Origin of the sequence: Novosphingobium decolorationis (assembly GCF_018417475.1) — a bacterium.
Lineage (GTDB): Bacteria > Pseudomonadota > Alphaproteobacteria > Sphingomonadales > Sphingomonadaceae > Novosphingobium > Novosphingobium decolorationis.
Genome location: NZ_CP054856.1, coordinates 480,472 through 499,713 on the forward strand (window position 1 = coordinate 480,472; position 19,242 = coordinate 499,713).

Here is a 19,242-nt window from a genome sequence, read left to right on the forward strand (position 1 = left end):
CCTGCGTTCGGTTGCAGGCACATATCGGCGAGACGACGCGGTGTCCGCATCGCCGTCTGCCCGCTCGCGGATTAACGCCGGGCGAATTCCTCAGGGTCGAGAGCCAGTTCGCTCAAGCGCTTGCGCAAGGTATTCCGGTTGATCCCCAAGGCCTGCGCCGCGCGCAGCTGGTTTCCAGCGGTCTGGCGCAGGATCGAGGCGAAGAGCGGGCGCTCGAGCGCCGCGAGCGCCGAGGCGTAGATCGTTCCCGAGGCGGGCTGCGCGCTTTCCAGCCACTGGACGATGGCCGTCTCGATATCGGACCTTTCCGGGTCGCCCTCGGGCGCAGGCTCTGCACTTGCCGCCTGGCGCAGCAGCGGGACAACGACTTCCACGTCGATCATGTCCTCACGCGCCAGCAGGGTGAGCCGGTAGATGAAGTTCTTGAGCTCGCGCACGTTGCCCGGCCAGGCCTGCTCGCCCAGCAGGCGCGAAGCCGCCGGGGTCAGCTGACGGCGCGGCAGCCCCTCGCTTGCGGCCTGCTGGAGGAAATGGCGGGCCAGGACCTCGATATCATCGCGCCGCTCGCGCAGGGGCGGCATGTGAATGGGCACCACGTTGAGGCGGTAGAACAGGTCCTCGCGAAAGCGCCCGGCCGCGATCTCGGGTTCGAGCGACTTGTTGGTGGCCGCCACGATGCGCACGTCGAGGCGGATGTCTTCCTGCCCGCCCACGCGGCGGATCGTGCCCGACTGGAGCGCGCGCAGGAGACGCGTCTGCGCCTGCATCGGCATGTCCCCGATCTCGTCGAGAAAGAGCGTGCCGCCCGCCGCCTGCTCGAACTTGCCAAAATGGCGCGCGACCGCCCCTGTAAAGGCGCCCTTCTCGTGCCCGAACAGTTCGCTTTCGATCAGCTCGGCCGGGATCGCGGCGGTGTTGACCGCGATGAACGGCCCCGCCCGGCGATTGCCGAGCTGGTGGATGGCCTCGGCGACCAGTTCCTTGCCTGTCCCCGATTCGCCGAGGATCAGCACGGTCAGATCATTGCGCAGAACCCGCGTGATCATGCGGAAGACCGACTGCATCGCAGGACTGCGGCCCACCAGCGGTAGGCCATCCTCGACGATGTCCTCATCCTCCAGAGCGTCTCCACCGCCCGCGCTGCCCGCCGCCTGGCACACCGTGCGCGCCAGTTCGTCGATATCGAAGGGTTTGGGGAAGTACTCGAAGGCCCCGGTGTCGGTCGCGCGTACGGCGGTGTCGAGCGTGTTCTGGGCCGAGAGAATGACAATCGGCATCTCGGGGCACAGCGTGCGCACCACCCCCAGGGTCTCGATCCCGTCCCCATCGGGCAGCATGACGTCGGTCACCAGCGCATTGAAGCGCTGCCGCTGCAAAAGCCGGTCGCGCTCGGCCAGCGTCTCGACATGAGTCACGTTCGCGCCTTCGGCGACGAGCGCCGCGTCGATGACAAGCGCGATCGAGGGATCGTCCTCGACCAACAGGACTTCGATCACGATGGCCTCCCTCCCAAGAGTGTCTTTCGTGTTTCCTTCGCAAGCGGCAAGTGAACGCGAAAGTGGGTAAGCCCCTTCACGTCGTCGCGCTCATGCGTGATACGCCCGTTCATCTCGCGCACCAGCTTGCGCACGAGCGGCAGGCCCAGCCCCTGTCCCAATTTCTTGCTGGTAACGAAGGGCTCGAAAATATGCTCGCGCAGGTTCGGCGCCACGCCTTCCCCGTTGTCGGTCACGCGCAGTTCGACCGGCAGGCGCAGCGGCTTGCCATCCTCGGTGGTGTGCAGCTGCAACCCGCTGGCAAAGCGGGTGCGCACCATGACGCGGGGCACGGCTTGCGAGAGGCTGGCTTCCATCGCGTTCGACAGCAGGTTGATAATCACCTGCACCAGCGCATCCGCGCTCCCCAGGACCGGGGGCAGAGAGGGGTCGAACTCCTCCTGGATCGTGCAGTATTCCGGGTGCTCGGCACGTCCGGCGTGGATCACGTCAATCGCGCGGCGCGCCGCCTCGTGCAGATTGCAGGGAGCCATGGCGGGGGCCGTCTGGCGACTGAGGTCCTGCATGCGCCCGATAAGATCGGCGATGCGGTCCACTTCGCTGGTGATGAGATGGGTCAGCGCGTGCCCTTTCTCGTCGACCTGGCGCGCCAGGAGCTGCGCCGCCCCGCGGATCCCGGCAAGCGGGTTCTTGATCTCGTGCGCCATGATCTCGGGCCCGCGCAGCGCAGCGGCATCAAAACCGCCCGAATCGTCGCCCAGAGCCTCGGCGGTCGTGTGATCGTGGATCGTCAGCACCTGCCAGCGCGGATGATCGGCAACCGGCGCGACGTTGAGGTCGATCCGGCGCATGCCCATGCCCTTGACCTGCACCGCCAGTTCGCGCGCCGAGACCGGTGTCTCATAGTCGTCCAGGCGATCGAGTACTCGCGGGCTTGTCACATCGACAAGCTCGCGCAGGCCAACCCCCACCAGGCGCCGCAGCGACTGGCCGAAGAACTGCTCCGCGGCCGGATTGACCGAGGCGATGCGCAGGCCCGGCTCGAGCAGCACGACCGCCTGCGGAAGGCTGGCCAGAACGCGGTCGGCTTCGGGCAAGGTGATGCCCGCCGCCTCGCTCATGCGGCCTGCGCCTCACGATACGGGGCGTAGAATTCGGCCAGCGCGCGCAGCACTTCGTCGGGATCGTCGATGAAGTTCGCGCGGTTGCGGAACTCGGCCGAGCCCTTGATGCCCTTCACGTACCAACCCAGGTGCTTGCGGGCCATCTTGACGCCGGTGTCGCGCCCGTAGTGCTCCAGCATCGCTTCGTAGTGTTCGCGGATGATCGCGTACTGCGCGCCGAAATCGGGCTCTGCAGCGACCTCCTGGCCGCGCCACCACTGCATGATCTGCGAGAGGATCCAGGGCTTGCCGTAAGCGCCGCGCCCGACCATCACGCCGTCCGCGCCCGACTGCTCCAGAGCGTTCGCCGCATCCTCGATACCGCAGATGTCGCCATTGACGATGACGGGGATCGAGACCGCATCCTTGACCTTGCGCACGAAGCTCCAGTCCGCGCTGCCCTTGTACATCTGGTTGCGGGTGCGGCCGTGGACAGTGATCATGCGCGCGCCCAGATCCTCGGCAATACGCGCAAGTTCGGGCGCGTTGAGGCTGTCGTGGCACCAGCCCATGCGCATCTTGACCGTCACCGGGACCTTGACCGCCTTGACCGTCGCCTCGATCAGGCGGGTCGCGAGCGGCACGTCGCGCATCAGCGCCGAACCGGCATCGCCGTTGACGACCTTGCGCACCGGGCAGCCCATGTTGATGTCGATGATCGCCGCGCCGCGATCCTCGACCAGCCTGGCGGCCTCGCCCATCTGCGCGGGCTCGCAGCCGACGAGCTGCATCGCGACCGGATCCTCGCACGGATCCCACATTGCCTTCTGCACCGAGACGCGCGTCTCGCGAATCGCAGCCGGGCTGGCAATCATCTCGGTCACGTTGAGACCGGAGCCGAAGCTGCGCACCATCTTGCGGAACGGAAGGTCGGAAACCCCCGTCATTGGCGCGAGCACGACGGGACAGTCGATCCGCACGGGACCGATGTCGATGGGCTTGAGCGCGGGCGCGGCCGGCAGGTGAGTGTCGTCTCGAGTCATATCTTGTGCAGTACTGCCTAAAAAACAGGCAGGCGCATAGTGGATTGCCCTCGCCGCAGCAAGCGATTACCCGCAATCGCGATGACGCAGAGCACTTCGACTCCCCCCCGCGCCATATCCGACACACCCAGAGCCGCCGCCGTCGTGGTGGCTGCGGGCAAGGGTTTGCGCGCTGGACAGCCCCTCCCCAAACAGTTTGCGAACTGGCGCGGCAAGCCGGTCCTGCGCCATTCGGTGGAGGCCCTCGCCGCCGCTGGAATCGCTCCGATTTGCGTCGTGATCCCCGAAAACGCGGGGCCCGTGGCGCGCGAGGCGCTTTCCGGAATCGCCGGGGTGATATTTACAGCGGGCGGCGAAACCCGGCAAGAATCGGTGCGTCTTGGCCTTGAAATCCTGGCCGGTTCGCAGCCCGAGCATGTCCTGATCCACGATGCCGCGCGGCCGATCCTGCCCCAGGCGGTAATCGCACGGCTTCTCACCGCACTGGAGCACCACAAGGGCGCAATCCCGGCCCTCCCGGTGGTCGACAGCCTTGCCCACAGTGAGCCGGGCGCGCATGGGGCGCGTATGGGCGCAAGCGCGCGGCGCGAGGACCTGCGGCGGATCCAGACCCCGCAAGCCTTCCGATTCACCGAAATCCTCAACGCCCACCGCGCCTGGGAAGGTCCCGCCAGCGCCGGAGACGACGCCCAGGTCGCCCAGGCCTGGGGCTGCGACATTGCCCTCGTCGAAGGAGACGAAGCCCTGCACAAGTTGACCTACAGCCACGACTTCACCCCCGCCGCGCCGCCCATGCGCGTGGGCACCGGGTTCGACGTCCACCAGCTGGAAGAAGGCGAAGACCTGTGGCTGTGCGGCGTCAAGATCGAGCATACCCACGGCCTGGCGGGCCACAGCGACGCCGACGTGGCCATCCATGCGCTCGTCGATGCACTGCTCGGCGCGATTGCGGCCGGCGATATCGGGCAGCACTTTCCGCCCAGCGACGCGCGCTGGAAGGGGGCCTCCTCGGACCGCTTTCTCGCCCACGCCGCCTCGCTCGTGGCGCAAGCGGGCTACGCGCTGGGCAATGCGGACGTGACAATCATCTGCGAGGCGCCCAAGATCGGCCCCCACCGCGACGCGATGCGCGCGCGTCTGGCCGAAATTCTGGGCGTCGACCTGCAACTTGTCAGCGTCAAGGCAACCACCAGCGAGAAGCTGGGCTTTACCGGGCGCCGCGAAGGCATTGCCGCCCAGGCCGCCGTCAGCCTCGTGCGGATCTGACCCAAGGCTTTTCAAGGAGACGTCTGGTGACTCGATTTGCTTCTCGCCTTCGACAACATGCGCGCCGCGGGCTGGCCGCAGGACTTGCCGCCAGCGTCGCTTTTTGTCCAACGCTCGCCAGCGCCGCCACGCAGGCCTGCCTGACCCGCAGCGAAGCCCGTTCGGTCCTGACCTACTCGCTCCCCCAGGTGATCGACGGAACGGCGCGGCGCTGCCGCCAGGCGCTGCCCGCCGACGCCTTCCTGTCCACCCATGGACAGGAAATTGTCCAGCGCTACTCCGGCCCGCGCGAGCAATACTGGCCGCAGGCGCGTTCGGCCTTCCTCAAGCTCAGCCGCGGACGTGACGAGGGCATGGGGGCCATCGCCGCACAGCTTCCTGACGAAACACTCAAGCCGCTTGTCGACGCCACCGTTTCGGGCCTCGTCGCGCAGGCCATTCACCTGGAATCGTGCGAGAAGATCGATTTTGCCATCGATTTGCTCTCGCCGCTCCCGCCTCAGAACACCGCGGGCCTCATCGCGCTCTTCATCGAAGTCGCGGCCCGCTCGGAGACGGTCGCCCGGCAAGGCGCGGCCAACTCCAAGGCGCTCGGCGGCCTGACCATCTGCAAGGACTGACATGGGTAAACAGCTTCTCATCCCGACCGATCTGTTCGATCTCGCCGAGCGCGTGATCACCGAGAACAAGGCGCTGGGCCGCACCATTGCCGTGGCCGAAAGCTGCACCGGCGGCCTCGTCTGCGCGGCGCTGACCGAAGTGCCCGGGTCCTCGGCCGTGCTCGAGCGCGGGTTCGTGACCTATTCCAACGAATCGAAGCAGGAAATGCTCGGCGTCCAGCCTGACCTGATCGAGGCCTTCGGTGCCGTTTCGCCCGCCACCGCCTGGGCCATGGCGCAAGGGGCACTGCGCCAGAGCCGCGCGGACGTCGCCGTGGCGATCAGCGGCATTGCAGGTCCGGGCGGCGGCACCGAGTTGAAGCCGGTCGGCACGGTCGTTTTCGCCCGCGCCTTTCGCGGTGACGAAGAGGTCAACGCCGAACAGCAGCACATCGAAGGCGAGGACCGCGCCGCGATACGCCACCAGGCGGCGCTGAAGGCGCTCAAGCTCCTCCTTCCTTAAAAAGACGTTATTTCAGAACCTTGAAAGGCAAAGGTAACAAAAGAAAACCCCGCAGGACGCCTGCGGGGTTTTCTTTAGAAACCACTTTAAGTGCAGCTCGGACGCCGTGGTTACAAATTGCAACCACGGCAAGCCACCGTACCGGTCAGCCTCCGGCAGGTGCGCCGTAAAGCTCGCTGGCGCGCGTCTCGAACGCGGCCACCATCTTGCGGAAGGCCTTGTCGAAATACTGGCCTGCCAGCTTCTCGAACAGCGCGTTGCGGAATGAGAAGCGCACGTCGAACTCCACATCGCAGCTGGTCTCGTCGACCGGATGGAAGGTCCAGACGTTGTCGAGGTCCTTCATCGGACCATCGACATAGTGAACGCGGATTTCGCGCGGACGGGTCTTCTCGACGCGCGACGTGAACTTTTCGCGCAGCGCCTTGAAGCCGACAAGCATGTCGGCAACCATCTCGGTCTCGCTGTCCGAACGGACACGGGTCGCCACCACCCAGGGCAGGAACTCCTGGTAGCGGCCGACATCGGCCACGAGATCGAACATCTGCTCCGCGCTGTACGGGAGCCGGTAGGTTTCATGAATTCCGGGCATTTGGGTGTAACGGGCTTTCCGTGGGCCAGTTCCGTGCCCGCGCCTGTCCAGCTCTGGACAGGGACCGCGGGCCGTCGGAGCTCAGCGCTTCTTCTGTTCCTTGGCGAGACGCGCTTCGCGCGCGGCCCGCATCTGCGCAAAATCATCGCCGGCGTGATAGCTCGAGCGCGTCAGCGGCGACGAGGCAACCTGCAGGAAACCCTTGGCACGGGCGATCGCGCCGTAGGACTTGAACGCCTGCGGGGTGACGAACTCGGCGACTTCGGCGTGCTTGGGCGTAGGCTGGAGGTACTGGCCCATGGTCAGGAAGTCGATGTCCGCGCAGCGCATGTCGTCCATGACCTGGTGGACTTCGAGACGGCCTTCGCCCAGGCCCAGCATGATGCCCGACTTGGTGAAGATCGAGGGATCATGCGCCTTGACCTCTTCGAGCAGCCGCAGCGAGGCGTAGTAGCGCGCGCCGGGGCGGATCGTCGGGTAGAGCCGGGGGACCGTCTCGAGGTTGTGGTTGAACACGTCGGGACGCGCGGCGGCGATCGCTTCGATGGCGGGACGCATCTTGCCGCGGAAATCGGGGGTCAGGATCTCGATGGTGGTCTTGGGGGTCGCCGCGCGCAGCGCCTCGATCACCTTGATGAACTGGTTTGCGCCGCCATCGGGAAGATCGTCACGGTCGACCGAGGTGATGACGATGTGCTCAAGGCCCGTCTTCAGCGCGAGTTCGGCAACATGCTCGGGTTCGGCGGGATCGACGCGTCCCGGCATGCCGGTCTTCACGTTGCAGAACGCACAGGCACGCGTGCACGTATCGCCCAGGATCATCACCGTCGCGTGCTTCTTTTCCCAGCATTCCCCGATGTTGGGGCACGCAGCCTCCTCGCACACCGTGTTGAGGCTGAGATCCCGCATCAGCTGGCGGGTTTCACCATAACCGCGACTGGTCGGCGCCTTCACGCGGATCCAGTCGGGCTTGCGCTTGCGTTCGGGCTTGGGAGCGGAGGAAAGATCGTTCATGGGGCCCAGATAGTCCCTCCCGGCGCCGCTTGCCACCCCCAATATGCACGCTATTGATCGCGCAATCGTGCTTTGTCGCGCACGCGAAACGCAACGGAAGAAACTGCGTTATACCTGCCGCAATGGTTTGCCAGATAATCCCAAGGAGTTTTCAATGAGCGAAGCCAAGTCCCCCGTGCTCGAAGATCTCGTGGAGGGATACCGCCGCTTCCGGTCCTCCGGATGGAGCCAGAACCGTGACCGCTGGGCGCAGCTCAAGGACGGGCAGGAGCCGCAGGTCATGGTAATCTCCTGCTCCGACAGCCGCGTTGATCCCAGCCAGATCTTTGACGTCGACCCCGGCGAGATCTTCGTCGTCCGCAACGTCGCCGCCCTCGTCCCGCCCTACGAGACCACGCCTGGCCACCACGGCGTCTCGGCCGCGCTCGAGTTCGCGGTGCAGGTACTCAAGGTCAAGGAAGTGCTGGTCATGGGCCACGGCATGTGCGGCGGCTGCAAGGCCGCACTCAGCCAGAGCCTGCGCGGCAATGCGCCGGGCGCGGGCGGCTTCGTCGACGACTGGATCTCGCTTCTCGACGAGGCCCGCGAGAAGGTCGTTGCCGACCATGGCGACAGTGGCCGCGCCGCCGAGATCGAGATGGAGCACGCCGGCGTGCGCGTCAGCCTCGAGAACCTGATGACCTTCCCCTGGGTCAAGGAAAAGGTCGCCAGTGGAGAGCTCACCCTGCGCGGTTCGTTCTTCGCCATCTCCGACGGCATCCTGCACCTGATGAACCCGGAAACGAAGGAATTCGAACCCGCCGCCTGATCGGCAGCCCTAATTCTGTCGAGCGCGGGACAGTATCCTGTCCCGCGCTCGACAACCAGCCATTCATATGGCCACAATCGAGTAGGGGGGCGCCTCACGGCGCCCCCCTCTCACACCACCGGACGTACGTACTGCGTATCACGGCGGTTTCCGGTACGGTTTAAGGCGGCATGTTGGAGAGCGAGGCTTGAGAGACCTGCCTGATCGAACCATGCGTTGGGCATGCCGTGGGCGGCCTGAGGGCTGCCCGACAGGCGCCACCAGCCCTTTCCCGAGAGCGCGAAGATCCAAGCCTGCCATTCTGGGACGCCGTTTTCCCTTAAGAAAGTGGCGATCGTCATGGTGCGCTTGCACTGTTTGAGCCGGACGCAGCGAAGCTTGCGCCGGAGCCAGCTGTCGATCTCGCGCAAAACCGTCTGAGCCCGGGCGTGTCGGTAGTAGGTGACCCACCCTGTAGTGAAGGCATTGGTCTGTGCGATCATCGCCGCGAGGCTGATGCCTCGGTTGCGGCGCGTAATCGCCCTGAGCCGCTCCTTCAGCCGCGTGAGACTTTTGTTCGCTATGCTCAAAAGCCTCCCGCTGTCAGACGGTGGCCGAGGAAGGTACGTTCCCGGACGTGTGCAACCGCGCTCTTGGCCTGATTGACGCGGAGTCGGAGCTTGCCTTCCAGCAAGGCGGTAACCGAAGCCATGACGCGCTCCCCCGCTGCCTGTGACCGTACATAGATGTTACAGTCGTCGGCGTAGCGGCAGAACCGGTGGCCCCGGCGTTCGAGCTCCTTGTCGAGGTCATCCAGAATGAGGTTAGCGATCAGCGGCGAGAGGGCCGCCTTGCGGGGTCCCCTCCTGCCGTTCGACGTGCACACCACCCGACAGCATCCCGGCCTGTAGAAACCGGCGGATGATGACGAGCAGGCGTGGGTCGGCGATGTGCCGGGCCAGACGGGCCATGACGATGTCGTGGTTCACCCGATCAAAGAATTTCTCGGTCGAGGTCTACGACGATCGCATAGCCGTCCCGCACATAGTCGGGCCTGACGCAGCGCATCGTGTGCGCCGCGTCCGGGCGGAACAAAACTCGATGCCGAGAATGTCGGATCAAGGACGGGATCGGGACTTGCAGTATCGCCTGTTGTACCAGCCGGTCGACAGCCGTCGGAATGCCCAGCTGGCGCACTCCTTTCCCGCCGGGTTTGGGAATTTCAACTCCGCGCACGGGCTTGGACGGTAAGTACCGTCGAGTAACGAGGCGATCAGCCTCTCACGGTTTCCTGCAATCCAGTCACGCAGGTCGGGGACGGTCATCCCGTCCACGCCCGGCGCCCCCTTGTTCGCTTTCACCCGCTTGTAGGCTTGGTTCAGGTTGGCCGAGCTGGCCACCTCCTCCATCACGTAACGCGTCAAGGCGAGGGGCTCGGCCCATGCCGTGGGTGATTGCCGCTCCTCGATCGTCCCAGCGCCAGTTCCGCCTTTGCCGGTGACGTCGTGGCCAAGCGATGCCTTCAGGGCTTCATCGAAGAAGTCCTGCTGCTTCCCGCTACCTTGCTGCCGCTCCACACCCATCGAATGTGCCCAGTCTTGCTCCTTGGGTACCGAATTTGGTCCTTCGCCGGCTTGCGCCCGCTACTATGACCGCTGCTGACTTCTCCGGGCCCATCCAGCAACATCACTGCCGCTGTTCTCCGGATCGTCCGGAGAGGCCAGGAGATCTCCCGGGGTAAGACGTTGATCCTTCACTCGGTCGCTGCCGGATTTACCAATGCGCGCGTCTGTCTGGCTATCGGACATCCCCATCCATTGCTGGGTTATCCCGCCGCACCGGCCTTCTATCCGATTCCTGTTCGTCAGCTCCGAGCTTTGCCTCCGGCTTCCTCCCCACCCCGCCTCGCGGCGACGCAGTTGCCTTCAGCTAGCAGTTCCCACCAGCAGGCCTGCAAAGGACTTACACCTCCTGCATCAACGCCGTGCCCGGCACACAAAAAGGAGGCGATGGACACTAGGTCCATCGCCTCCTTTTTTCATTGCCCGCAGGCTAGGGCGGCGACCGGAAGATCCGGCCGCCCCGCCCTTATCCGTCGATCAGGACTTGCTGGCGGCGTAAGCCGACCACAGCTCCGCGACCGGCTTCGAGGCACCGCCAACCTTGGCGAGGGTGGCCTCGGCCTCGGCGAACTTGCCCTGGCGGGCCTGCGCGATGCCCAGGCGCAGCGCGACGGTATTCGCATCGACGCCCGGCTTTTCCAGAGCGCGCGCGTAGAAGGTCTCAGCCTTGGCGTTCTCGTCGTAGCTCAGGAACACGTCGCCCGCATTGGTCAGGGTGGCGAGAGTTGCACCAGGCTTGGCTGCGTCGGCTTCCTGCGAGGGCAGCGAAGCCTTGTCCGACTTCACGCGCGCTTCGGTGTCCGCCTTCTCGGTGCCGAGGTCCGCGCTGGCGAGCGCGCCCTTGGCAAGACCCTGGTTCATGATCTTGAGCGCTTCACCGGGATAACCGCGCGGGTCGGCGTTCTCGAGGTACTCGAGGTAGTCGCGCTTGTCCTTCATGGCCTGCGTTTCGTACATCAGGCGCATGAGATCGAGGTTCTGCTGCTTGGGCAGGCTGGCGAGCTGGCGCACGATCGAGGACGAGATGTACCAGGTGTCAGGCGAGGGATAGTTCTGCGCCAGCATCGCCGCGTATTCGGTCGAGGCGGCCAGGTCCTTGGCGTCATAGGCCGACTGGAGTGCCGAGCGCAGCGAACTTTCGGACGGCGCGCGACCGGCTGCCTGGGCTGCCGCGATATCTTCCTTGACCATCGCAAGCGCGGCTTCGGAGTTGCCCGAGCGCTTGTAGGTGTCGGCCAGCAGCAGGTCGAGCTGGTTGTTGGGATCCTGGTAGCCCGCATCCTTGGCGGCCTTCAGGTACGGCGCGGCGGACGCAAAGTCCTTCTGCTGATAGTAGGTTACGCCAAGGTCATAGTTGACCGGACCGATCTGGTCGGCCGCGACCTTGCCGCTGTCGAGACGCATCTTGAGCGCCTTGATCTTGAGGTCGTTGTCCTTCGAGATGATCGCGAAGAAGCGCATGAAGTCACCCAGAACGTTCTTGTCGTCCGGGGTTGTGGCAACGGAGGCCGCCTTCTCATAGGCCGCCTTGGCGTTGCCGCCCAGCTCCGCGTTCATGACCGCAACGGCCGCGGCCATCGTCTCGTCATTGGGGGTGCCGTTCAGCGCGGCGCGCGCCTTCTTGTCGGCTTCCTGGATGGGGATGAACTCGGCGACGAACTCCTTCGAGTAGTCGGCCGAGCCACCCTTGTCCTTCTTGGCCGCGACAGCGGCCGTCGGGGCCACCGAAACCGCAAGGCCGCTCGAGAGCGCGACCGCAAGGGCCACACGGGAAATCAGGAATTTGCGAGCCATGATCCAGGCTTACTCCTCTTGCACTGCGGGGATGCGCTTCGTGCGCCTCTCCCGGGTAAATTCGACAGTCCGCCGCGTGATGGCGATGAATTCCACCGTTGGCAACCTTGCAGCCGACCTAAAGGCTTACGGCTTAACGCGGATTGAATGCACTTGGCCGCAGCATGTTCCCCAGGTGTCTCATCCAAGGCGTCGCGCAATGCCGCCCGACGAGCACGTCACACCTTGAATTTGTGGAAAAGAACGTTCGAATTGGCGCCATGTGCACGCTTGTGGTGGCAATCGCCCGATCCATGCCCTAGAGCCGACTATCCGTTCCTGAAAGCTTGGCAGAAGACGATACTAGCGCGTGAGCGACCAGACCGAAAACCTCGACCCGACCGCCCCTGACGGCGAATACGCTCGTATCGACATCGTCGATGAGATGAAGTCGAGCTATCTCGATTACGCGATGAGCGTGATCGTGAGCCGCGCGCTTCCCGACGTACGCGATGGCCTCAAGCCCGTGCACCGACGCATCCTCTATGCGTGTCAGGAAGCCGGCTACGTCGCTGGCAAGCCTTACCGCAAGTCGAGCCGCATCGTCGGTGACGTCATGGGTAAATATCACCCCCATGGCGACAGCGCGATCTATGACGCCCTTGCGCGCCTGACCCAGCCCTGGTCGATGCGCCTGCCGCTGGTCGATGGTCAGGGCAACTTCGGCTCGATGGACCCCGATCCGCCGGCCGCCATGCGTTACACCGAGGCTCGCCTCGACAAGAGCGCCAACGAACTTCTCTCGGACATCGACAAGAACACCGTCGATTTCGCCGACAACTACGACGGCTCGGAAAGCGAGCCCACGGTCCTTCCCGCCCGCTTCCCCAACCTGCTCGTCAACGGCGCAGGCGGCATCGCGGTCGGCATGGCTACCAACATCCCCCCGCACAATCTGGGCGAGGTGATCGACGGCTGTTTCGCGCTGATGGACGATCCGACCACCAGCAACGAACAGCTGTGCGAGATCATTCCGGGGCCCGACTTCCCGACCGCCCCGCTGATCCTGGGCAAGAGCGGCGCGCGCAACGCCTACACGACGGGCCGCGGCTCGATCATGATGCGCTGCCGCCACGAGATCGAGGAAGGCCGGGGCGACCGCCGCTCGATCGTCCTCACCTCGATCCCCTACCAGGTCGGCAAGAACAACCTGGTCGAGAAGATCGCCGAGGCCGCCAAGGACAAGCGCATCGAAGGCGTCTCGGACATCCGTGACGAATCGAACCGCGAAGGCGTGCGCGTGGTCATCGACCTCAAGCGCGACGCTTCGCCCGAGGTCGTCCTCAACCAGGTCTGGCGCAACACGCCCGCGCAGTCGAACTTCGCGGCCAACATGCTCGCAATCCGGGGCGGCCGCCCCGAGATCATGAGCCTGCGCGACATCCTGCAGGCCTTCATCCACTTCCGCGAAGAGGTCATTACCCGCCGCACCAAGTACGAGCTGAACAAGGCGCGCGACCGTGCGCATATCTTGCTCGGCCTGGTCGTTGCGGTCTCGAACCTCGACGAAGTGGTGAAGATCATCCGCGGCTCGTCGAACCCGGCCGATGCGCGCGCCAAGCTGCTTACCCGTGAGTGGCCGATCGGCGACATCGCGCCCTACATCCGTCTCGTCGAGGCGATCGAGCCCAACGCCGAGGAATCGGACGGTGTCTACCGCCTGTCCGAAGTCCAGGTCCGCGCGATCCTCGACCTGCGCCTGCACCGTCTCACCGCGCTCGGCCGCGACGAGATCGGTGACGAACTCAAGGAACTGGCCACCGCGATCGAGGAATACCTCTCGATCCTCGCCGACCGCGTGAAGCTCTACGGCGTCATGCGCGACGAACTGAAGGCCGTGCGCGACGCCTACGCGACGCCGCGCATGTCCGAGATCACCGCCGCCTTCGACGGGATCGACGACGAAGACCTGATCGAGCGCGAGGACATGGTCGTGACCGTCACCATGGACGGCTACATCAAGCGCACCCCGCTCTCGACCTTCCGGGCCCAGGCGCGCGGCGGCAAGGGCCGCGCCGGCATGGCGACGAAGGAGGAGGATGCCGTCGCGACGATGTTCGTCACCTCCACCCACAATCCGGTGCTGTTCTTCTCGACCGCGGGCAAGGTCTACCGCCTCAAGGTCTACAAGCTGCCCGAAGGTGGCCCGACGACCCGCGGCCGTCCGATCATCAACATGCTGCCCGCCCTCGACAAGGACGAGACGATCCAGACCGTGCTCGCCCTCCCGGAGGACGAGGCGGAATGGGGCAAGCTCTCGGTCGTGTTCGCCACGTCCAAGGGCAACGTGCGCCGCAACCTGATGGACCTGTTCGCGAACATTCCCTCCAACGGCAAGTACGCGATCAAGTTCGATCTCAACGCCGATGGCACGCCGAGCGACGATTATCTGATCGGCGTGGCGCTGCTTGACCCGGATACCGACGACGTGCTCCTCGCCACACGCAAGGGCAAGGCAATCCGCTTTGCCGGCGACCAGGTCCGCGCGTTCTCGAGCCGCACCTCGACGGGTGTGCGCGGCATGAACCTCAAGGACGACGACCGGGTCATCTCGCTCTCGATCCTGCACCGCGTGGGCACCGAATCGGACGAACGCGACGAGTACCTCAAGTTCGCCCCCTGGAAGGGTGAGCGCGAAGGCACCTGCTCGCTCTCCGAGGAGCGCCAGGCCGAACTGGCCGAGCGCGAGGAATTCATCCTCACGGTCTGCGCCAACGGCTACGGCAAGATGTCCTCGGCCTACGAGTACCGCCGCATCGGTCGTGGCGGCCAGGGCATCACCAACATCGACAACATCGCCCGCAATGGCGATGTGGTGGCCAGCTTCCCGGCGACGCGCGAGCAGCAGCTCATGCTCATCACCGACCAGGCCAAGATGATCCGCCTCCCGCTCGAAACCATGCGCGTCATCGGACGCGGCTCGGCGGGCGTGCGCCTCTTCAACGTCTCCAAGGGCGAGCAGGTCGTGGGCGCGGTGCGCCTCGATGAACCGGCCGAAGAGGAAATCGAGGACATCGCCGTCGAAGCGGGCACGGACGTTCCGGCGACCGATGCTCCGGCTCCGGACAGTGAAGCGCCGGAAGGCGACAGCGAAGCATGAACAGCGGCCCTGCGACCACGGGCGTCGCCTACAAGATCCTGACCGCGCCGCAGATGGAAACACTGCTGCGCGACCAGGCTTTCACCGGCGCACCGATCGACCTGACCGATGGCTATATTCACCTGTCCGACGCCGGACAGGTGAATGAAACGCTGGTCAAGCACTTCGCCGGGCAGGACGATCTGCACATCGTCGCGGTCAACCTCGATACGCTTGAGGGCGCCATCCGCTGGGAAGTCTCGCGGGGCGGCGCGCTGTTTCCCCATCTCTACGGCGAACTGCCGATGTCGGCCGTGATGGCGTACGCCCCGGTTTCACATGATCCGGACGGCGAGCTGATTCTTCCGGCCTGACCAGCGCCCTCACCTCGCGCACCAACCTGGCCGCGAGAGATGCGCTGGACATTATGGGGAGCCCGAGGGCAATGGCCCTCGGATTTTCCTCTTCTTCCTTAAAAATCGTCCCAATCGATCCGCGCGATTTCCTCGCGCTGGCGCAGCTCTCCTGTGACACCAGTCGCCAGGACCAGATTGCCGAAGTAGAGAGCGAGCCAGGCAATCACCGCCTGTGGTGCCTCTCCCGCCAGGTATTCGGGCACCGTGATCTGGAGCACACCGCCCACCACGATGAGGACGCCGCCCACACCGACGCGGCTCTGCACGAAGGTGCTCATCCAGGCCGACGCCGCAAGACCACCCAGTGCCAGACCGTAGAACAACGGCACGGGAACGCCGACACGGCTCGCGGCAAAATAGCACAGGAGCGGCGTCAGCAGGAAAAGCCCGGCGGTTCCGATCCGCCTGTTGATGTCAGGATCGTGGCTTCGGTGGCTGAGGAAGAGCGAAAGTCCGGCGAACCAGCCCAGCATCAGCACGATCCGCGCAAAGCCTGGATAGAATCCTGTCAGCGCGCCTGCCAGCGCCTCGAACCCGAGCATGGCGGCGAGAAGCTGGGTATCGCGCCCCTTGTGGCGCAGCAGCGCATAGACCGCGAGCAAGGCGAATGGCAGCGCCTCCAGAGCCATCCAGTAGACACCCGGAACCGGGGTGCGCGAGACAAGGAACCAGGCATGACCGAGTGCCAGCGCAAGGCTGGTGAGGAGCCAGGGTCGTCGTTCCACGAGTGCGCGCCGGGGCATATCTGTCTTGCAACCTCCATCATCCGCGCCCCGCCACATCGGTGTATGGGTGCAAGCGCCTGAATATCCCTGTTTGTCCGTTCCAGCCCGGCAAGTCATCCCCCCAAATCGGGTTCGTGCCCCGCAATCCCCCTCTTCCCGCCAGCGAGCAGAACGGCTAGGCGCCTCAGCCATGACACAGAAGGTTCACATCATCGGCGGCGGCCTGGCCGGCAGCGAGGCCGCCTGGCAGCTGGCCCGTCGCGGTTTTCAGGTCCGCATCTCGGAAATGCGCGGCACCGGCGAAGGCACGCCCGCGCATCAGACCGATGGCCTGGCCGAGCTGGTGTGCTCGAACTCGTTCCGCTCGGACGACGATGAGAAGAACGCGGTCGGCCTCCTCCACCACGAAATGCGCGCCTGCGATTCGCTGATCATGGGCGCAGCCAAGGTCGCTGCGGTCCCGGCCGGCTCCGCGCTCGCGGTCGACCGCGACGCGTTCTCCGCCGAAGTCGAGAAGCGCCTGTCCGCGCTGGACAACGTCGAGATCGTGCGCGAACGCGTCGATCAGCTTCCGACCGAGGGCACCACCATTGTCGCGACCGGCCCGCTCACCGCCGAGGCGCTGGCCGGCAGCATCGGCGCGGCGACTGGTGCGGACAGCCTGGCCTTCTTCGATGCCATTGCGCCCATCGTCTACCGCGACAGCATCGACATGGACATCTGCTGGATGGCCTCGCGCTGGGACAAGCCCTCCAAGGTCGGTGGCGGCACCAAGGACTACATCAACTGCCCGATGACCAAGGAGCAGTACATCGCCTTCCACCAGGGCCTGGTCGATGGCGAGAAGACCGTGTTCAAGGACTGGGAGGCCAACACCCCCTACTTCGACGGTTGCATGCCGATCGAGGTCATGGCCGAACGCGGGGTGGAAACGCTGCGCTTCGGGCCGATGAAGCCGGTTGGCCTCGACAACCCGCACTGGGCGACCCCTGAGCATCCCAACGGCCGCTGGCCCTATGCCGTTGTCCAGCTGCGCCAAGACAACAAGCTGGGCACGCTGTGGAACATGGTCGGCTTCCAGACCAAGCTCAAGCATGCCGAACAGGTGCGCCTGTTCCGGACCATCCCGGGCCTGGAGAACGCCGAGTTCGCGCGCCTGGGCGGCCTGCACCGCAACACCTTCCTCAATTCCCCTGTCCTGCTCGACCGCCAGCTGCGCCTCAAGACTGCGCCGCACGTGCGCTTTGCGGGGCAGATCACGGGCTGTGAGGGGTATGTAGAGAGTTCCGCAGTCGGCCTCATGGCCGGCCTGATGACGGCGGCCGAACTGACCGGGCGCACCTGGCAGGCCCCGCCCGCGACGACCGCGATGGGCGCCCTCCTCTCACACATCACCGGCGACGCGGAGGCCGAGAGCTTCCAGCCCATGAACGTCAACTTCGGGCTCTTCCCACCACTCCACGAGGTCTCCAAGAAGCAGCGCAAGGAGGCCTACACCGCGCGCGCCAAGGAAGAGATCGGCCCCTGGATTGCCGGACTGACCCCGGCGAACTGACACTCATAACCCGCCTGTCCATCGCCCGACACCATTCGTCCAGCGTTGGACAGGCGCGGGGGCTCAATCGCAAGCGCACTTGGGTCTAGGCTTGGGCTTGGGCTTGCGCGGTGGCGGTGCCGTCCGCGCGAACTCTTTGGGCGTCAGCCAGTCGTTGCCATCGACATCGGCGTACTCGAACTTGTCGACCGTGGTGACGGCCCACTCCTCGAAGGTCAGCAGGTTGTTGCCGTCCTTGTCCAGCGCACGAAACGCCGCGGTCCGGGTCGAGAGCATCTCGTTGCGCGATATACGACCATCGCTGTCGCGGTCATAGCGCGCGAAGCGGCGCTGCTCGCGCGAGAGTTCGTCGGCCTCGGGCGGCGCAGGCCCCACCAGAAGTTCCAGATCGTCCGCCGCATAGGACGGAAGCGCATCGTCATCCCCGCTCCCCAGCGTCGGAATGACATCAGGCGGCGGCGCGGCACTCTCGACAAGAGCGCGCCCCTGCAACCAGAACAGGCCAAGCGCAACGAGGCACAAGGCCCCGAAAGCTCCCAGCACGACGCGGCTCATCTCCACCCCCCTTCGCCTGAGCCCAAGAGTGGCGGAGATCGTTCTCTACGTAAAATTACAGATCGTTCATCGCGGCTAGCGCCCGAGCAGCCCGACCCCGATGGCGCGCATCAAGGCGCCAGGCGAACGGGCCGCCTCTTCGCTGCCCTTGGCATGACGCCGGGCCGAAAGGACCTCGAGAACCTTGAGTGGGCGCAGCGCGCGCGGCACACGTCCACGCGTCGTCGCCCCGTTGTTGGCCAGGAGCCGCTCGACCGCGGCGCGCTCTTCTTCCTTGCTCAGGCGGACCGCAAGATCGGTCAGCGCCCAGGCGCGGCCGATGGCTTCGGCCTGCCCGGCGGCTGCCGCGCAGCCGACCTCCTGGGCGAAGGCACCGAAAGCCCGCGCGCGACCGTCCGCCATGGATTGCAGAGCCCCGTGCGTCAGCGGCGCGGGCGCGGTCAGCGCTTCCCAGCCATCGACGAGCGCCACCGCGCCGTGATGTCCGCCCGTCCAGCTGCGAAAGGCCGCCAACAAGGGCTCGCCCTGCGGCCAGGCCGACGCATCCTGCCCCAGCGTCTCACGCCACCACGAGAGCCGCAATTGCGCCAGCATGGGCTCGGAGGAGTGGCGCAGCAGGTTGGCAAGTCGCGCGTCGAGTGCGAAGAGCGCGAGCGTCTGCTGGCGGGTGCGTTGCGGCGCATAGGACAGCGCAAGACGGGCAAGCGGGGAAAGCGAGGCAAGCAGGCTTTCCTCGATCTGCGCGGAGCTCAGCGGAGCGGGTCCGGCGGCGGATTCTTGTTCAGACACAGCTGCGTCTCTTAACTTCCGCCGCCACACTTGCAAGCGTTGCGCGCGCGCCAGGCCGGTCCGGGCCAGCGGCTGCACCGCGCAATTCCGCCATTCTTCCCCTTCGCAGACTGCAAACGATAGCATTGCGCCATCAGGGAACCTGCCCAGACCGCCATTAACTACGATTGCTCCTCAATTCATAAGGAATTTAGCGGTATTCGGGACAGAGCTACCCCAGCAGGCATTTACCAACCGATGAACCA

Annotated in this window: 20 protein-coding genes; 7 read left to right on the forward strand and 13 right to left on the reverse strand. The window is 65.4% G+C overall.

From position 1 onward, the window contains the following. Nucleotides 1-71: 71 nt before the first annotated feature. Genes ntrC through dusB form a run of 3 tightly spaced genes read right to left on the reverse strand, consistent with a single transcriptional unit; the run spans nucleotide 72 to nucleotide 3,642 of the window. Nucleotides 72-1,493 (reverse strand): nitrogen regulation protein NR(I), encoded by a 1,422-nt coding sequence (gene ntrC, locus HT578_RS02250; protein ID WP_422394385.1) that lies wholly within the window; start codon nucleotides 1,491-1,493, stop codon nucleotides 72-74. Next, the gene (locus tag HT578_RS02255; protein WP_213501966.1) at nucleotides 1,493-2,617 is read right to left on the reverse strand and encodes a two-component system sensor histidine kinase NtrB; all 1,125 of its coding nucleotides are present in this window, start codon (nucleotides 2,615-2,617) and stop codon (nucleotides 1,493-1,495) included. Before HT578_RS02255 ends, ntrC begins: the two co-directional genes overlap by 1 nt. Further along, nucleotides 2,614-3,642: a tRNA dihydrouridine synthase DusB gene (gene dusB, locus HT578_RS02260; protein WP_213501967.1), complete on the reverse strand. Its 1,029-nt coding sequence runs from the start codon at nucleotides 3,640-3,642 to the stop codon at nucleotides 2,614-2,616. The genes HT578_RS02255 and dusB overlap by 4 nt, the downstream gene beginning before the upstream one ends. 81 nt (nucleotides 3,643-3,723) lie before the next feature. On the opposite strand from dusB, the gene HT578_RS02265 reads away from it, so the two are divergent. Genes HT578_RS02265 through HT578_RS02275 form a run of 3 tightly spaced genes read left to right on the forward strand, consistent with a single transcriptional unit; the run spans nucleotide 3,724 to nucleotide 6,030 of the window. Further along, entirely contained in the window at nucleotides 3,724-4,908 is a 1,185-nt protein-coding gene (locus HT578_RS02265; RefSeq protein WP_213501969.1) for a bifunctional 2-C-methyl-D-erythritol 4-phosphate cytidylyltransferase/2-C-methyl-D-erythritol 2,4-cyclodiphosphate synthase, read from the forward strand. A 26-nt stretch (nucleotides 4,909-4,934) separates the two neighbouring features. Beyond that, nucleotides 4,935-5,528 carry a hypothetical protein gene (locus HT578_RS02270; protein WP_239026446.1) on the forward strand — a complete coding sequence of 198 codons (594 nt, stop codon included), beginning with the start codon at nucleotides 4,935-4,937 and terminating at the stop codon, nucleotides 5,526-5,528. A gap of 1 nt (nucleotide 5,529) precedes the next feature. After that, a complete protein-coding gene (locus tag HT578_RS02275) occupies nucleotides 5,530-6,030 on the forward strand; it encodes a CinA family protein (RefSeq protein ID WP_213501972.1) in 501 nt (166 codons plus the stop codon). 145 nt (nucleotides 6,031-6,175) lie between these two features. Here the strand turns inward: HT578_RS02275 and HT578_RS02280 are convergent, their stop codons facing one another. Continuing rightward, nucleotides 6,176-6,622 (reverse strand): type II toxin-antitoxin system RatA family toxin, encoded by a 447-nt coding sequence (locus HT578_RS02280; RefSeq protein WP_039393459.1) that lies wholly within the window; start codon nucleotides 6,620-6,622, stop codon nucleotides 6,176-6,178. An 81-nt stretch (nucleotides 6,623-6,703) separates the two neighbouring features. Continuing rightward, complete coding sequence (gene lipA / locus HT578_RS02285; RefSeq protein ID WP_039393458.1) at nucleotides 6,704-7,636, reverse strand: lipoyl synthase; 933 nt, start codon at nucleotides 7,634-7,636, stop codon at nucleotides 6,704-6,706. Between the two features lie 154 nt (nucleotides 7,637-7,790). Here lipA and HT578_RS02290 point away from each other — a divergent pair, with 154 nt between their 5' ends. After that, a complete protein-coding gene (locus tag HT578_RS02290; RefSeq protein ID WP_039393456.1) occupies nucleotides 7,791-8,444 on the forward strand; it encodes a carbonic anhydrase in 654 nt (217 codons plus the stop codon). 110 nt (nucleotides 8,445-8,554) lie between these two features. On the opposite strand, the gene HT578_RS02295 is transcribed toward HT578_RS02290, so the two are convergent. The 5 genes from HT578_RS02295 to HT578_RS02315 all read right to left on the reverse strand — a co-directional run bounded on the left by HT578_RS02295 (nucleotide 8,555) and on the right by HT578_RS02315 (nucleotide 11,839). After that, the gene (locus tag HT578_RS02295) at nucleotides 8,555-9,013 is read right to left on the reverse strand and encodes a group II intron maturase-specific domain-containing protein (RefSeq protein WP_213501431.1); all 459 of its coding nucleotides are present in this window, start codon (nucleotides 9,011-9,013) and stop codon (nucleotides 8,555-8,557) included. Beyond that, nucleotides 9,010-9,309 carry a reverse transcriptase domain-containing protein gene (locus HT578_RS02300; protein ID WP_213501976.1) on the reverse strand — a complete coding sequence of 100 codons (300 nt, stop codon included), beginning with the start codon at nucleotides 9,307-9,309 and terminating at the stop codon, nucleotides 9,010-9,012. Before HT578_RS02300 ends, HT578_RS02295 begins: the two co-directional genes overlap by 4 nt. Further along, a complete protein-coding gene (locus HT578_RS02305) occupies nucleotides 9,248-9,412 on the reverse strand; it encodes a hypothetical protein (RefSeq protein ID WP_213501978.1) in 165 nt (54 codons plus the stop codon). Before HT578_RS02305 ends, HT578_RS02300 begins: the two co-directional genes overlap by 62 nt. 129 nt (nucleotides 9,413-9,541) lie before the next feature. Next, on the reverse strand, nucleotides 9,542-10,006 hold the full coding sequence (locus HT578_RS02310) for a reverse transcriptase family protein (RefSeq protein WP_213501979.1): 465 nt from the start codon (nucleotides 10,004-10,006) through the stop codon (nucleotides 9,542-9,544). Between the two features lie 516 nt (nucleotides 10,007-10,522). After that, nucleotides 10,523-11,839 (reverse strand): hypothetical protein, encoded by a 1,317-nt coding sequence (locus HT578_RS02315; RefSeq protein ID WP_213501982.1) that lies wholly within the window; start codon nucleotides 11,837-11,839, stop codon nucleotides 10,523-10,525. A gap of 424 nt (nucleotides 11,840-12,263) precedes the next feature. On the opposite strand from HT578_RS02315, the gene gyrA reads away from it, so the two are divergent. Continuing rightward, nucleotides 12,264-14,978, forward strand: a complete 2,715-nt coding sequence (gene gyrA / locus HT578_RS02320) for a DNA gyrase subunit A (RefSeq protein ID WP_422394386.1) — start codon at nucleotides 12,264-12,266, stop codon at nucleotides 14,976-14,978. Further along, entirely contained in the window at nucleotides 14,975-15,331 is a 357-nt protein-coding gene (locus tag HT578_RS02325; protein WP_213501984.1) for a DUF952 domain-containing protein, read from the forward strand. Before gyrA ends, HT578_RS02325 begins: the two co-directional genes overlap by 4 nt. Nucleotides 15,332-15,429: 98 nt before the next feature. On the opposite strand, the gene HT578_RS02330 is transcribed toward HT578_RS02325, so the two are convergent. Further along, nucleotides 15,430-16,098: a hypothetical protein gene (locus HT578_RS02330; RefSeq protein ID WP_239026447.1), complete on the reverse strand. Its 669-nt coding sequence runs from the start codon at nucleotides 16,096-16,098 to the stop codon at nucleotides 15,430-15,432. 190 nt (nucleotides 16,099-16,288) lie between these two features. Here HT578_RS02330 and trmFO point away from each other — a divergent pair, with 190 nt between their 5' ends. Beyond that, nucleotides 16,289-17,653, forward strand: a complete 1,365-nt coding sequence (trmFO, locus tag HT578_RS02335) for a methylenetetrahydrofolate--tRNA-(uracil(54)-C(5))-methyltransferase (FADH(2)-oxidizing) TrmFO (protein ID WP_213501987.1) — start codon at nucleotides 16,289-16,291, stop codon at nucleotides 17,651-17,653. A gap of 63 nt (nucleotides 17,654-17,716) precedes the next feature. Here trmFO and HT578_RS02340 read toward each other — a convergent pair whose 3' ends face one another. Together HT578_RS02340 and HT578_RS02345 are read right to left on the reverse strand one after the other, a co-directional pair. After that, complete coding sequence (locus tag HT578_RS02340) at nucleotides 17,717-18,208, reverse strand: EF-hand domain-containing protein (protein ID WP_213501989.1); 492 nt, start codon at nucleotides 18,206-18,208, stop codon at nucleotides 17,717-17,719. A 75-nt stretch (nucleotides 18,209-18,283) separates the two neighbouring features. Next, nucleotides 18,284-18,997 carry a squalene/phytoene synthase family protein gene (locus HT578_RS02345; protein WP_239026448.1) on the reverse strand — a complete coding sequence of 238 codons (714 nt, stop codon included), beginning with the start codon at nucleotides 18,995-18,997 and terminating at the stop codon, nucleotides 18,284-18,286. Nucleotides 18,998-19,242: the final 245 nt, after the last annotated feature.